Annotated in this window: 10 protein-coding genes; 7 read left to right on the plus strand and 3 right to left on the minus strand. The window is 64.3% G+C overall.

Features of this window, described 5'->3' with window-relative positions; all coding sequences use genetic code 11:
- Position 1 precedes the first annotated feature (1 nt).
- From B0G73_RS12680 to B0G73_RS12705, 6 genes are all read left to right on the plus strand, one after another.
- The gene (locus B0G73_RS12680; RefSeq protein WP_106281155.1) at positions 2-2,200 is read left to right on the plus strand and encodes a polysaccharide biosynthesis tyrosine autokinase; all 2,199 of its coding nucleotides are present in this window, start codon (positions 2-4) and stop codon (positions 2,198-2,200) included.
- 61 nt (positions 2,201-2,261) lie between these two features.
- The gene (locus B0G73_RS12685) at positions 2,262-3,194 is read left to right on the plus strand and encodes a glycosyltransferase family 2 protein (protein ID WP_106281425.1); all 933 of its coding nucleotides are present in this window, start codon (positions 2,262-2,264) and stop codon (positions 3,192-3,194) included.
- Positions 3,195-3,294: 100 nt separating this feature from the next.
- Entirely contained in the window at positions 3,295-4,473 is a 1,179-nt protein-coding gene (locus B0G73_RS12690; protein ID WP_106281157.1) for a glycosyltransferase, read from the plus strand.
- A 3-nt stretch (positions 4,474-4,476) separates the two neighbouring features.
- The gene (locus B0G73_RS12695; RefSeq protein WP_106281159.1) at positions 4,477-5,958 is read left to right on the plus strand and encodes a glucose-6-phosphate isomerase; all 1,482 of its coding nucleotides are present in this window, start codon (positions 4,477-4,479) and stop codon (positions 5,956-5,958) included.
- A complete protein-coding gene (locus B0G73_RS12700; protein ID WP_106281161.1) occupies positions 5,955-7,184 on the plus strand; it encodes a glycosyltransferase family 4 protein in 1,230 nt (409 codons plus the stop codon). Before B0G73_RS12695 ends, B0G73_RS12700 begins: the two co-directional genes overlap by 4 nt.
- Before the next feature lie 80 nt (positions 7,185-7,264).
- On the plus strand, positions 7,265-8,431 hold the full coding sequence (locus tag B0G73_RS12705; protein WP_106281163.1) for a glycosyltransferase family 4 protein: 1,167 nt from the start codon (positions 7,265-7,267) through the stop codon (positions 8,429-8,431).
- A 131-nt stretch (positions 8,432-8,562) separates the two neighbouring features.
- On the opposite strand, the gene gmd is transcribed toward B0G73_RS12705, so the two are convergent.
- Genes gmd through B0G73_RS12720 form a run of 3 tightly spaced genes read right to left on the minus strand, consistent with a single transcriptional unit; the run spans position 8,563 to position 11,497 of the window.
- Positions 8,563-9,606 carry a GDP-mannose 4,6-dehydratase gene (gene gmd / locus B0G73_RS12710; protein ID WP_106281165.1) on the minus strand — a complete coding sequence of 348 codons (1,044 nt, stop codon included), beginning with the start codon at positions 9,604-9,606 and terminating at the stop codon, positions 8,563-8,565.
- 41 nt (positions 9,607-9,647) lie between these two features.
- A complete protein-coding gene (locus B0G73_RS12715) occupies positions 9,648-10,394 on the minus strand; it encodes an SGNH/GDSL hydrolase family protein (protein ID WP_106281167.1) in 747 nt (248 codons plus the stop codon).
- Positions 10,391-11,497: an acyltransferase gene (locus B0G73_RS12720; RefSeq protein ID WP_106281169.1), complete on the minus strand. Its 1,107-nt coding sequence runs from the start codon at positions 11,495-11,497 to the stop codon at positions 10,391-10,393. Before B0G73_RS12720 ends, B0G73_RS12715 begins: the two co-directional genes overlap by 4 nt.
- 670 nt (positions 11,498-12,167) lie before the next feature.
- On the opposite strand from B0G73_RS12720, the gene B0G73_RS12725 reads away from it, so the two are divergent.
- Positions 12,168-14,369 (plus strand): hypothetical protein, encoded by a 2,202-nt coding sequence (locus B0G73_RS12725; RefSeq protein ID WP_106281171.1) that lies wholly within the window; start codon positions 12,168-12,170, stop codon positions 14,367-14,369.
- The last annotated feature ends 18 nt before the right edge of the window (positions 14,370-14,387 follow it).

Genomic DNA, 14,387 nt, shown 5'->3' on the forward strand with positions numbered 1-14,387 from the left:
CATGGCCGGTCCGATCAAGACCGAAGAAGAGGACGTCGTCCTCGGACAACTGGTGCAGGTGATCCTCGACGACATCTGGTGGCTCATCGCCATTGCGGCCGTGATCGTCGGGATTGCCGGCGCTTACTGCTTCCTCGCCAAGCCGATCTATTCCGCCGACGCACACGTGCGGGTCGAGCAATCCGACAACACGTCGCAGGCGCTCACGCAAACGCAGACCGGCGCGGCGATCACCACGGGTTCGACCTCGCTGCCGACCGACGCCGAGATCGAAATCATCAAGAGCCGCGGCGTGGTCGGTCCCGTCGTGCAACAACTGAAGCTGAACTTCAGCGTCACGCCGAAGACGTTCCCACTGCTCGGCAGCATCGCCGCGCGCATGGCGACGCCGGGTCAGCCGGCGCGTCCGTGGTTGGGGCTGTCGTCGTACGCATGGGGCGGTGAAGAAGCCGACGTCGATTCGATCGACGTGATCCCCGCGCTGGAAGGTCAGAAGCTGACCATGAAGGCGGTTGACGACCAGCACTACGAACTGTATGCGGCCAACGGCTCGCTGCTGCTGCGCGGCCAGGTCGGCCAGCAGGCGCAGGGTGGCGGCGTGTCCATCATGGTCAACAAACTGGTGGCGCGGCCGGGCGAGGAGTTCACGGTGATGCGCGCCAACGACCTCGACGCGATCTCCGCGTTCCAGTCGGCCATCACGGTTCAGGAGCAGGGCAAGCAGACCGGCGTGATCCAGATCTCGCTGGAAGACAAGAACCCCGAACACGCGGCACTCGTTGCCAACGCGCTGGCGGAGTCGTATGTGCGCCAGCACGTGCTGAACAAGCAGGCCGACGCCAGCAAGATGCTCGACTTCCTGAAGAGCGAAGAGCCGCGCCTGAAGGCCGATCTGGAGCGCGCCGAGGCCGCCCTGACGGCGTATCAGCGCCAGTCCGGCTCGATCAACGCGAGCGACGAAGCCAAGGTGTACCTCGAAGGCAGCGTGCAGTACGAGCAGCAGATCGCCGGTTTGCGTTTGCAGATGGCGCAGCTCACCGAGCGTTACGGCGACGACCATCCGATGCTGGTGGCCGCGCGTGCGCAGATGGCCGAATTGCAGGCGCAGCGCACCAAATACGCCGACCGCTTCCGCGATCTGCCGGCCACTGAAGTGAAGGCCGTGCAGTTGCAGCGCGACGCGAAAGTGGCGGAAGACATCTACGTGTTGCTGCTCAACCGTGTGCAGGAACTGTCCGTGCAGAAGGCCGGCACCGGCGGCAACGTGCATATCGTCGACGCCGCGCTGCGCCCGGGCGTGCCGGTCAAGCCGAAGAAGGCGCTGATCCTGTCGGCGGCGGTGATTCTCGGGCTGATCGCGGGCACCGGCTTCGTGTTCCTGCGCCGCAACATGTTCAAGGGCATCGACGACCCCGATCACATCGAACGCGCGTTTCATCTGCCGGTGTTCGGCCTCGTGCCGCTCTCCGCCGAACAGGGCGTGCTCGAAGCCAGCTTCCAGCGCGGCGGCGAACGTCTGCGTTCGGTGCTGGCCAATGCGCGGCCGAAGGACGTCACGGTCGAAAGCCTGCGCAGTCTGCGCACCTCCATGCAGTTCACGATGATGGACGCGAAGAACCGCATCGTCATGCTGACGGGTCCGATGGCCGGTGTCGGCAAGAGCTTCCTGACGGTCAACCTGGCGGTGCTGCTCGCAAACTCGGGCAAGCGCGTGCTGATGATCGACGGCGACATGCGCCGCGGCGTGCTCGAACGCTATCTGGGCGGTGTGCCGGATAACGGCCTGTCCGAATTGCTGAGCGGCCAGATCTCGCTGGAAGAAGCGATCCGCAGCTCGCAGGTCGACGGCCTGAGCTTCATCTCGTGCGGCCGCCGTCCGCCGAACCCGTCGGAACTGTTGATGTCGCCGCGTCTGCCGCAGTACCTCGAAGGTCTCGCCAAGCGCTACGACGTGATCATGATCGACACGCCGCCGGTGCTGGCCGTGACCGATGCGTCGATCATCGGCGCATATGCCGGCTCGACCTTCTTCGTGATGCGCTCGGGCGTGCACAGCGAAGGCGAGATCAGCGATGCGCTGAAGCGTCTGCGCGCGGCCGGCGTGCACGTGCAGGGCGGCATTTTCAACGGCATGCCGGCGCGCTCGCGCGGCGGCTACGACCGTGGCTACGCGGCGGTGCAGGAATACCTGAGCACCTGAGGCGGCGGGTTCGCGGATGCATGGCGAACCTCGCGCAACGACGACAACAAAGGACATCACGATGAAAGTGACGGTACTGGTTCCGACTTACCGCCGCCCGGCCGATCTGGCGCGCTGCCTCGCTGCGCTGCAACGGCAGTCGCGGCGGCCCGACGAAGTGGTGGTGGTGGCGCGCGCCGACGACGAGCCGACCCACGCGTGCCTGCGCGATCCGTCTGTAGCGGGCGCGTTGCCGCTCGCGCTGGCGATTGTCGAAGTGCCCGGCCAGGTGGCGGCCCTGAATCGCGGCCTCGACGCGGCCCGCGGCGACGTGATCGCGATCACCGACGACGACGCCGCGCCGCACGCCGACTGGGTCGAGCGCATCGCCGCCGCGTTCGAGGGCGACGCGCGTCTCGGCGCGCTCGGCGGACGCGACTGGGTGCATGAAAAAGGCCGCGTGCTGGACGGCGAGCGGCCACTGGTCGGCAAGGTCACGGCGCACGGCAAGATCATCGGCAATCATCATCTGGGTGTGGGCGGCGCGCGCGAAGTCGATATTCTGAAGGGCGCCAACATGAGCTACCGCCGCGACGCGGTGCGCACCATTCGCTTCGACGCGCGCCTGCGCGGCGCGGGCGCGCAGGTCCACAACGACATGGCCTTCAGCCTCGCCGTGAAGAACGCCGGCTGGAAGCTGATGTACGACCCGCGCGTGGCGGTCGATCATTTCCCCGCCGAGCGTTTCGACGACGACCGGCGCGACGCGCAAACCATGGCCGCCTTGCGCAATGCCGCGTTCAATTTCCATCTGATCCTGCGCGACCAGTTGCCGCCGCTGCGCCGCGAGACCGCGTGGTGGTGGTGGACGCTGGTCGGCACGCGGGTCTATCCGGGCCTCACGCACGCGGCGCTCGCGCTGCTCTCGAAGCAGGCGGGTCTGAAGCTGACGCGCTGGCGCGCCGTGCGCAGCGGCGCGCACGAGGCGCGTCGCGCGCTCTCACGCGCCGCGTGAGCGCCCTGGCTCGCACCGCGTCGCGCACGTTCGCGCATCGGCGCACGGCCCGCATGAGGGCCGCCGATGCCCCTTTCCACCGGCAGAGCGGAGTGCCTGCATGAGTACGAAAGTTCACGTTCATCTGTTTTACGGCGCCGACCCGCGCTTTTATCGACCGGGTGACAACATCGGTTGTCTGTACGGCTATCACCACGCGGAATCCGACGCGTTCAAGCTTACCTATTCGCAGGATGCCCGCGAAGGCAAGCCGGTGCGTCTGCTGCGCCGCGCGCTGAAGGCGGCGCTCGGGTTCGACTTCATCCATACGTGGCGCAACCGCGCTGAGATGCTGCGCTCGGACGTGATCTGGACGCATACGGAACAGGAATGGCTATCCGCGGCCCTCATGCTGCTTCTGAGCGGCCGCAAGGCCGGCGCCGATGCCTCGCCCTTGCTGCTCGCACAAAGCGTGTGGCTGCTCGATAAATGGCCTTCCTACGGCATTCTGCGCAGATGGCTGTATCGCAAGCTGATGGCGCGCGCCGATCAGCTCACCACGCTCGCCAGCGAAAACGCCGAGCTGTGCCAGCGTTATTTCGCTCGCGACGCCAAGCCGCTCCTTTATGGCCTGAACACGCAGGACTTCCCGGTCAGGACGCCGGCGGAATGGATGCCGCACACGCCGATCCGCATCGCCGCGATCGGCAACGATCGCGACCGTGATTGGGAGACGCTCATCAAGGCGTTCGGCAACGACGCGCGCTACACGGTGAAGCTCGCGACACGTCGGCGGATTCCCGCATCGCTGCGCGCGCCGAATGTCGAGATCGCGCTGTTCTCGGGGATCAGGAAGCAACATGAACTGTACGACTGGGCCGATGTGATCGTGGTGCCCTTGCGGCCGAATTCGCACGCCTCGGGCATCACCGTAATGCTGGAAGCGGCGGCGGTCGGCAAGCCGATGGTGGTCACGAATGTCGGCGCCTTGCAGGATTATTTTCCGGCCGGCGAGGCGTTCTATATCCCGCCGTTCAACCCGCAGGCGTTGCGCGAAGCGGTCGATCAGCTCGCCGCCGCGCCGCTGGACGCTTTGCGTCAGGCACAAGCGGCCGCGGCCGGCCTGCTGTCGCGCGATCTGACCACGCAGCACTACGCCATGCAGCACGTGCGGATCACGCAGGAGATGCTGCGCGCGCGGGCTGCGGCGCGCACGCGCACGGCGGCCGGCATGGCGACGGCGGCGGGCGTGTCCGAGTCCGAGCGGCGGCCGGCGCGCCAGTCGCGCGGAGGTCTCTGAACGATGTCGACGCTGACGCGAAGCGCCGCTAGCGCGAACGGCAATGGACGGGCATCGTCTAGCGGCCGCAAGGAATGGCTGCCGGAGGCTTTGCTGTGGTTCGTCACGACGCTGCTGATCGGCGCGCATCAGGGCACGGTGCTCACGCTCGCGTTTCCGGTGCTCGCGATCCTGACGGGCCTGTGGCTCTACTTCAAGAGTCCGGCGCGCTATATCGGCTTCATGTGGTGGCTGTGGTTCCTGAGCCCGGAAGTGCGGCGTCTGGCCGACTGGTCCAAGGGGTCGTTTACACCGACCAGCCTGATTCAGGTCGCGCCGCTTGCGGTGACGATGATCAGCGGCCTGTCGCTGCTGCGCTACTACAAGCTGCTGGGGCAGCGGCGCGGTCTGCCGGTGCTGCTGGTCCTGCTCGGCCTCATCTACGCGTTCCTGGTCGGCGTGATGTCGAGCGGGCCGCTCGCGGCCACCTACGACCTCGCGAACTGGCTGTATCCGATTCTGATCGGCTTTCACATCATGGCGCACACGCGCCAGTATCCGAAGTACCGCGACACCATCGTCAATACGTTCATCTGGGGCATGCTGGTGATGGGCGGCTACGGCCTCGTGCAGTTCTTCATCATGCCGCAGTGGGACGCGCTGTGGATGCTCGGTTCGCAGATGAACTCGCAAGGCGACCCCGTGCCGATGGGCGTGCGCGTGTTCAGTACGATGAACTCGTCGGGACCGTTCGCGTTCGCGATGATGGGCGCGATGGTATTCGTCATGGCGGCCACGCACCGGGTGCGCTGGATCGCCGCGGCGCTCGGCTTCTTCGCGTTCGCGCTGAGCCTCGTGCGCTCGACGTGGGGCGGCTGGGTCATCGCGCTCCTGATCCAGCTCGTCAAATCGAACAACAAGGTGCGCGTGCGCATTGTCGCCAGCGCGGTGCTGCTGGCCGGGCTGTGCGTGCCGCTGCTGGCGGTCGGTCCGGTGGCCGAGCGGATGCAGGCGCGCCTCACGACCATCGTCAACCTGAACGACGACCAGAGCTACGCCGCGCGTAACGAGTTCTATGCGACCTTTGCCAAAACAGCCTTCACCGATGTATCGGGCGAAGGCATGGGCGCCACCGGCACCTCCACCAAGCTCTCGAACGATGGCGGCCAGCTCGGCCAGTACGGCAACTTCGACAGCGGCGTGATGAACATTCCGTTCGTGCTCGGCTGGCCCGGCACGCTGCTTTACATGTCCGGAATCATCTGGCTGGTGACGCGCGCGGTGCTTGCGTCGTTCAGGATGCGCAACGACAAGTTCGTGTCCGCCTGCATGAGCCTGAGTCTCGCGACCTTCGCGATGCTGGTGTTCACCAATTCGCTGGTCGGCACGGGCGGCTTGCTGCTTTTCATGAGTGTTTTTTCGATTCTCTCCGCGGTGCATTACGAAAAGATCAACCGCGCACGTATGTCAAACCACACGCTATTTTTCCACGGAGGCACGGATTGAGAGTCGCCATTGTCACGCACGTCGTGCGCCATAACGACGGCCAGGGGCGCGTCAACCACGAGATCGCGCGCGCGGCGCTCGACGAGAACATCGGCGTCACGCTGGTCGCCTCGCACGTCGCGCCGGATCTGCTCGCGCATCCGAACGTCCGCTGGGCGCCGATCAAGATCGGCCGCTGGTGGCCGACCAATCTGCTGCGCCAGCAGGTGTTCGCATTCAAGAGCGCAATGTGGCTGCGCGCGCATCGCCGCGAATACGACGTGCTGCACGTGAACGGCTTCATCACGTGGATGCCCGCCGATGTCAACACCTCGCACTTTGTGCATAGCGGCTGGTTCGGCAGCAAGTACTATCCGTTCGGACTCACCAAGGGCGTGTGGTCCGCCTATCAGTCCGTCTATACGCGGTGTAATGCGCTGCTCGAACGCTGGGCCTACCGCCGCTCGAAGGTGATCACGGCGGTGTCGCAAAAGGTCGCCGACGAAATCCGCGCGATCGGCCTCACGCCGGATAACCGCGTCGATGTGATCTACAACGGCGTGGATACGCAAGGCTTCGCCGCGGCCACGGGTGATCGCGAGAAATTCGGTTTACCGAAGGACGCGTTCCTGCTGCTGTTCGTCGGCGACCTGCGCACGCCGCGCAAGAACCTCGGCACCGTGCTCGCCGCGCTCAAGCATCTGCCCGAGCATGTGCAGATCGCGGTGGCCGGCTTTCTGCCCGGCAGCCCGTATCCGGACGAGGCGAAGGCGCTCGGCATCGCGCATCGTGTGCATTTTCTCGGTCTCGTGAAAGAGATGCCGGTGCTGATGCATTCGGTCGACGCCTTCGTGTTCCCGTCGCGCTATGAAGCGATGAGCCTGTCGCTGCTCGAAGCGATGGCGGCGGGTTTGCCGGTGGTCACGGCGCGCACCGCGGGCGGCGCTGAGATCATCACGCCGGAATGCGGCATCGTGCTCGACGATCCGGACGATCCCAAGGCGCTGGCCCGCGCGGTCGCACGCCTCGCCGATAACCACGTTGAACGCCGCGCCATGGGCGTCGCCGCTAACGAACTCGCGACCGGTTTCGGCTGGGCGCGCATGGCCGCGCAATACATCGCGCTGTATCGCCAGTTGGCGGGGCAGCAGAAAAATCGCCGGCAAAGCGAGGCGGAAGCGGCCGCGGTCGCCAGCAGCGACGCGCTGACGCTGAACACGCTGGCCGGCCGCAAGAGCGCGGATTGACATAGCGCGGTGCTTCAGAACCGCTCGATGTCTTCAACGCTTCACCATCACAACTCTCAAAACGCACAGGGGTCACAACCATGACGACGAGCTCTATCAAATCGCTGCAGATCGGGATGCACTGGTTCCCCGAGCGCGCGGGCGGCCTCGACCGCATGTACTACTCGCTAATCGGTGCGCTGCCGGGCGCGGGCGTGGCGGTGCGCGGCGTGGTGGCCGGCTCGCCGAAAGTAGCCGCCGACACCGGCGGCGCGATCAACGGCTTCGGCTCAGCCGCGCAATCGCTGCCATTGCGGCTGATGGCGGCACGCCGCGCGCTGCGCCACGAAATCAGCACGTCGCGTCCCGATGTGATTTCGTCGCACTTCGCGCTCTACACCTTTCCGGGTCTCGACGTGACGCGCGGCATTCCGCAGGTTTCGCATTTTCAGGGGCCGTGGGCCGACGAAAGTCACGTGGAAGGCGCCGATTCGCTCGGCCAGCGCGCCAAGCGCTATCTGGAGCAATCGGTCTATGCGCGCTCGTCGCGGCTGATCGTGTTGTCCGAGGCGTTCGGCAAGATTCTGACTTCGCGCTATCGCATCTCGCCGGACCGCGTGCGCGTGGTGCCCGGTTGCGTCGATGTCGAGCAGTTCAATCTGCCGATCTCGCCCGCCGAGGCGCGTCTGAAGCTGCAGTTGCCGCAGGACCGGCCGATCGTGCTGGCTGTCCGCCGTCTGGTGCGCCGCATGGGCCTCGAAGATCTGATCGACGCGGTGAAGCTGCTCAAGCGCACGGCGCCTGATGTGTTGCTTCTGATCGCGGGCAAGGGGCGGCTCGAAGGCGAGTTGCAGGCGCGCATCACCGAGGCGGGTCTGGAGGACAACGTGAAGCTGCTGGGTTTCGTGCCCGATCAGCATCTGGCGGCGTTGTATCGCGCGGCGAATATCAGCATCGTGCCGACGGTGGCGCTGGAAGGCTTCGGTTTGATCACGGTCGAATCGCTGGCTTCGGGTACGCCGGTTCTGGTGACGCCGGTGGGCGGCTTGCCGGAAGCCGTGGCCGGCTTGTCGCCGAATCTGGTGCTGCCGGAGACGGGCGCGAAGGCCATCGCGGATGGACTCGCCGGTGCGCTCAACGGCACGCTGAAATTGCCGGATGCCGATGCATGCCGCCGTTATGCGCGTGAGAACTTCGATAACCCGGTGATCGCGAAGCGGGTGGCGTCGGTGTATGGGGAGGCGATTGCGGCGGGTGGGGTGCACTAACGCCGAGGTAGGACGCACAAGAAAAACGCGGGGCCTGGTGTAAAGATCAGGCCCCGCGTTTTTTTGCGCTGAGAGTCAGGAGCGCGGTTTAACGCGCGGCCGTTTCGGTGGCCGCACGCGCTCATCCCGACTCAAAACGTCTCGTGATGCTCGTTGCGCCCCAGATCCGCATGAACCATCATGTGGCACAACTGCTCCAGCGTGGTTGCCGGCTTCCAGCCGAGTTTTTCGTGAGCCTTGTCGGCACAGCCGATCAGCAGGTCCACTTCGGCCGGGCGATAGAACTTCGGATTCACGCGCACCAGGGTCTTGCCGGTGGCGACATCGATACCTGACTCGCGCTCTTCCTTACCCGACCATTCGAGCTGATAACCCGCTGCCGCAAACGCCATGCGCACGAAATCGCGGACCGTTTCAGTGCGGCCGGTGGCGAGCACGAAGGTGTCCGGCTCATCGGCCTGCAGCATGCGCCACATGCCTTCCACGTATTCGAGCGCGAAGCCCCAGTCGCGCTTGGCGCTCAGGTTGCCGAGTTCGAGCACATCCTGCTTGCCGAGCTTGATCTTGGCGACGGTGTCGGTGATCTTGCGGGTGACGAATTCGCGGCCACGCAGCGGCGATTCGTGATTGAACAGAATCCCGCTGCTCGCAAAGAGGCCGTACGACTCGCGATAGTTGATGGTCGACCAATGCGCGAACAGCTTGGCGACGCCATAGGGACTGCGCGGATAGAAGGGCGTGTCCTCGCGTTGCGGAACCGCTTGAACGAGGCCGAACATTTCCGACGTCGACGCCTGGTAGAAACGGGTCTTCGGATTCAGGATGCGGATGCCTTCGAGCAGATTTAGCGCGCCGATGCCGGTCACTTCGGCGGTCGTCACCGGCTGGTCGAACGAAACGCCCACGAAGCTTTGCGCGGCGAGGTTGTACAGCTCGTCGGCCTGTGCGCCTTCGAGCAGGCGCAGCGTCGAACCGAGGTCGGTCAGATCGTGTTCGACCAGACGCAGATTCGGATGATCGAGCACGCCGAGCTCACGCATGCGCCAGAAATTCACGGAGCTCGTGCGCCGGTAAGTGCCGGTCACAATATAGCCCTTGTCGAGCAGCAGTTTGGTCAGATAGGCGCCGTCCTGTCCGGATACGCCGGTGATGATCGCTTTGCGTGGTTGGCTCATAGCTTGCCTTCGTGATTGTTAAAAGAAAAAGAAAAAGCGCTTCAGGGCGTGCCTTCCAACAGCCGCCGCACCAACGGTTCGACGACCTGAAAATCCTGTTCGGCCTTTAGCTGATACAAAGCCGGCTTGGGATGCGCACCGTCGGACATCAGCGCCTTCCAGTCCGGCAGATTGCTGATGTACGCGAACTGGTCGACGAGCGGCACCTGCTGTTCGGCGGCCACGCGGCGCGTCATCGCGACCATCGTCGCGAGCCGCGCGTTGAGGCGGTTGTCGGGCATCGGGTTGGCGGTCTGCAGAACCGGCTGCTTGCCAAGCGCGCGAGCGGTTTTCACGAGCGTCGTTTCGGCCGTGTAGAACTGCTCGGGCGTCTGGTTCTGCATCACTTCGTTGATGCCGTAGTTGATCAGGACGATCTGCGCGGACGAAGCAGCGAGCCGTTCCTGCCACGGCAGACCCGCCGTCAGTCCGGCGCGGCGATTGCCGGTGCCGTCGCGCAGTTGCGTCGCCATCGTGTTGCCCACGCCGTAGTTCGTCACGCGCACCCGTTCGCCGTGGCGCGCCTGTAATTCGTTCTGCAGATACGCCACCGCGTTTTGCGCTTGCGGGCCGCAATGGCCTTCACTGCAGGTAATGCCGAGCGTCGTCGAATCGCCGTAGGCCTCGATCAACACTTGCGATCGTGGGCCCGGCGCCGCGCCGAACGAGGCGCAGGCGAAGAGCGATGCAGCGGCGCACACGCTTGCAGCGAGCCATGCCCGGCGCTTGACGCACTTCACGCGCTTCATGCGCGGCTTTGCGGTGCTTGCGGCGCCGTGCTGACGCCACCGCCGTTGGCGCCTTGGGTCGGCGCATGCGCTGCCGCCTTGCCCGCTGAGCCGAAAATCAGGCGCTTCTCGAACGCGAACCACGTGACGCTGGCATAGACGAGCGTGATTGCGAGCGCGAGCGCGGCGGTCACGAAGCGGTTCAGATGCAGCGGCCACAGCGCATACAACACGCTCAGGTGAATCAGATAAATCGTGTAGCTGATGGTGCCGATGTAGACCAGCACGGGATTGCACAACAGCCGTTTGACGATGCCCTTGCTCTGCAGGGCGATGACCACGACTGAAGTGCAAAGCACCAACGAAACGCTGTAGAGCCCGGCGTTCGAAAGCGGTGTATTGGCCGCGCGAAAGCGCGGAAAGTGCAGATGCAGCCACGCAAGTGTCGCCAGCGCCGCGAACAAGCCCAGCACGGCAACGCCTTTGTAAGGCTCGAGCGCATTGCGGTCGCGCCGCACGGCGACAGCCAGCAGCGCACCGGCTGCAAGCAGGTCCATGCGGAACGGCGTCAAGTAATAGATCGGCCAGAACGAATCGAACCAGGGCGTGGCCACCGCGCGCAGCACGGGCACCAGCAGGATTAACGCGGCCGCGACGCAGCCGAGCACGCGCTCGGGCACCAGCAGGATCACGAATGGCCAGACAATGTAGAACTGCTCTTCGACGGCGAGCGACCACAGCACGTTCAGGCTGTCGTGACCGCTCTGATTGAGCGCGTCGCCGATATTGGTCGCGAAGAACGCGTACCACTGCCAGTGTTCCGCCCAGCCGAGGCCGAACAGAATCGACGACACCACCATCAGCAGCACATAGGGCGGCAGGATGCGGCGCGCGCGGCGTGCGTAGAAATAGCCGAAATACGACTGCTGGCGCGCCTTGCGTTCGAGCAGGATGCCGGTAATCAGAAAACCGCTCAAAACAAAAAACAGATCGACACCCATCCACAGCGGCGCTTTCAACGCGTGCTGCGCGAACACCGCGAGCACGGCGATGGCCCGCAAGCCGTCGAGCTGCACGATGCGGCGGGAGTGGGAAGGCGCTAAGGGCAGTGCGCTGGCAGTCATGAACCGTCCATGGTGTGAAGCAGATGGGCCGGGCGAAGGATCGCGCGAGGGTTTCGTGGAGCAGGCGCGCTCGCTTCGCATCGCAACGGAAGTGCAATCGATTCTAGGGAAAATAAAATCGTGAAAAAACGGGAATGAATTGGATAAATGAATCAGATTGCAACAGGGTGTTTCGTTACCCATTCGCAATGAATTTTTATGCTTGTGTCGAATGCATGACGCTATATGTAATAAGTGCGGATGGCTTTGCTGCGCATCGGTAAGGATGGATACCGGCAGGCGCGCGGGGATGCCCTGCCATAGCGGATTTCGTTTTAATCAATTTTTAATTGGTTTCTTTCGCAACGCTTAAAGCATCGAATATTTTTGAATTATTTTCGATTTTCGTTGCGGCGTTTTTTCCGCGTAATGTGAGCTGTGCGGATTGGGTGGCCAGGGACGGCGCGTGGGCTTCACGCTCAGATTGCTGTCGAGGCGCCCGGACTTGCGGCGTTCATCCCGTCGATGCTGTGCCCAGGTCCTGTTCCCGCGCGAATCTGTCATACGTCCTTGCATGGCTTCTAGCGGTCCGCGTCACGATGATCGACCGCGCTTCGTAGCGTCATTCACTGAGTTGTTTTCCGCGCGAGCCTTATTTGCCCGCGCGCGGCGCCGATTGGAGGAAATACCTTTGCCTCGTTTCACGTTCAAAAGCCGGCTCGCTGTTTTTGCATGCACTGCCGGACTGGCTGCGGGAGCGGCCAGTTTCACGGCGCATGCGGAAACCGCGTTGAACGCGAAAACATCGTGGATCGGCAATACCTTCGGTTTCGGCGACGGCACCTGGGCGCAGATCAACATCACCGCGATCGCGGTGGCGCCCGACGGCAAGGTCTATTCGAACGCGCCATGGGACGAAAGCGGCGCTGAAGCGAGCGTCTATCAGAACGGCAAGATGCTCGGCTTCGCGGGCGGCACGCATGGCTGGGGCAACGGCGGCGGCAACGCGGTCGCGGTGAATCGCAAGTACGCGTTCGTCGCGATCGCGGTCGGCAACGAGAAAGGACGGCTGGTCGAGCAGGGCGTATGGCCGGAGAAGGGCAAGCAGTGGTACGGCATTTCGCGCCGGCAGATCGCCGATCCGAAGCGGGCCGCACCGTTCCAGCCCGCCGCGAAAAGCGCCGACCCGCATGCGCAACTGGCGGCCGGCTTCCTGATGATGAACGAAGTGCCGACCGGCACGAGCGCCGAAATCGGCGGCCTCGCGGCGAACGACACCACGCTGTACGCGGCCAACACGGCGCGCGATCGCATCGAGGTGTACGACGCCGAATCGATGCAGCAGAAAAGCACATGGAGCGTGCATGAGCCGGGCCGGATCGCACTCGCGCCCGACGGTACGCTGTGGGTGTTGAGCGGCACGCGCAACGATCGTGAACCGCATGTCGAGCACTACACGGCGGCGGGCAAACGCATCGACGAAAACTTTACGCTGCCTGGCGGGACGATCGCGGTGGATATCGCGGCCGATGCGCAAGGCCGCGTCCTGATCGCGGATAACGGTCCCCGTCAGCAGGTGCTGTATTTCAGCAGGAACAACGGTCGTTATAGCGAGTCCGGTTCACTCGGCGAGCGCGGCGGCATTTTCAGCGGCGTCGCCGGTAAACCGGGCCCGCAGCGTTTCAACGGCCTCACCGGCGTGGGTGTGGATGCGCGCGGCAACGTGTACGTGTCGACCAACGGCATCGGTCCGCGTTACGAGCCGATCGGCGCAGGCCTCGGCGCGACGCTCGAAAGCTACGCGCCGGACGGCAAGCAGAACTGGCAGGTGCAGGGGCTCCTGTTCGTCGACGGCGCGTGGATCGATCCGTCGCGCCCGGACAGCGTCTATACGGGCAATAAGCGTTTCGAACTCGATCTGTCGAAGCCTGCCGGACAGGACTGGAAATATGCAGGTTTCCTGTCGAACCGCTTCAAGTACCCGGACGATCCGGTGTTTCACACCGATCAGTATCCGGGCCTGCCGATCGCCCGCAAACTGAAGGGCCACACATTCCTGTATCTCACGGACATGTACGCGGACCATCTGAAGATTTATCGCTTCGACCCGCAACACGATGGCGAAACGGCGATTCCTTCCGGCTTCATCGCGGGACGCGAGCGTGCGGTGGCCAAGGTGCCGAATGCGCCGCCGGGCGGCGACTGGATCTGGCGCGATGCGAACGGCGACGGCAAGTTCAACACCGAGGAATTCACGCTCAACACCAGCGGCACGAAGCTCGCGGGCGGTTGGGGCTGGTGGGTCGATACCGCCGGCGACATCTGGCGCACACGCGACACCAAAGGCATCTATCGCTTCCGTTTCGGCGGGCTGGATGCGAAGGGTAATCCGGTCTACGCGTATTCGAACATGACGCAGTACCCGGTGCCGCAACCGTTCACGGAACTGCATCGCGCGATCTACGAGCCGGACAGCGACACGATGTACGTGACCGGCTACACGTCCGACACGCCGGTCGATCGCGGCTTCTGGAAAGAAGTGGGCCGCGTACTGGTGCGCTACGACAAATGGTCGAGCGGCAATCCCGTGCAGCGCTATGCGATCACGCTGCCGTGGCAGACGCAGAGCAAACCCATCGCCACCATCATCGGCCTGACGGTCGAAGGGCAATACATTTTCGGCGTCGAGCCGGTCGGCGCGGTCCACGTGTGGGACAAGGACAGCGGCAAGGAGATCGGCGTGATCCGGCCGGGCCCGGAGGTGGGCCGCGCGTCGGGCTGGGTCGATGTGCCGAACGGTATCAGCGCCGCCAAACGCGCGAACGGCGAGTACCTCGTGTTCGTCGAGGAAGACGCGCGCGGCAAAGTGATGATGTACCGCTGGAAGCCTTGATGAACGAGGCATGAGCGC

Origin of the sequence: Paraburkholderia sp. BL25I1N1 (assembly GCF_003002025.1) — a bacterium.
GTDB lineage: Bacteria > Pseudomonadota > Gammaproteobacteria > Burkholderiales > Burkholderiaceae > Paraburkholderia.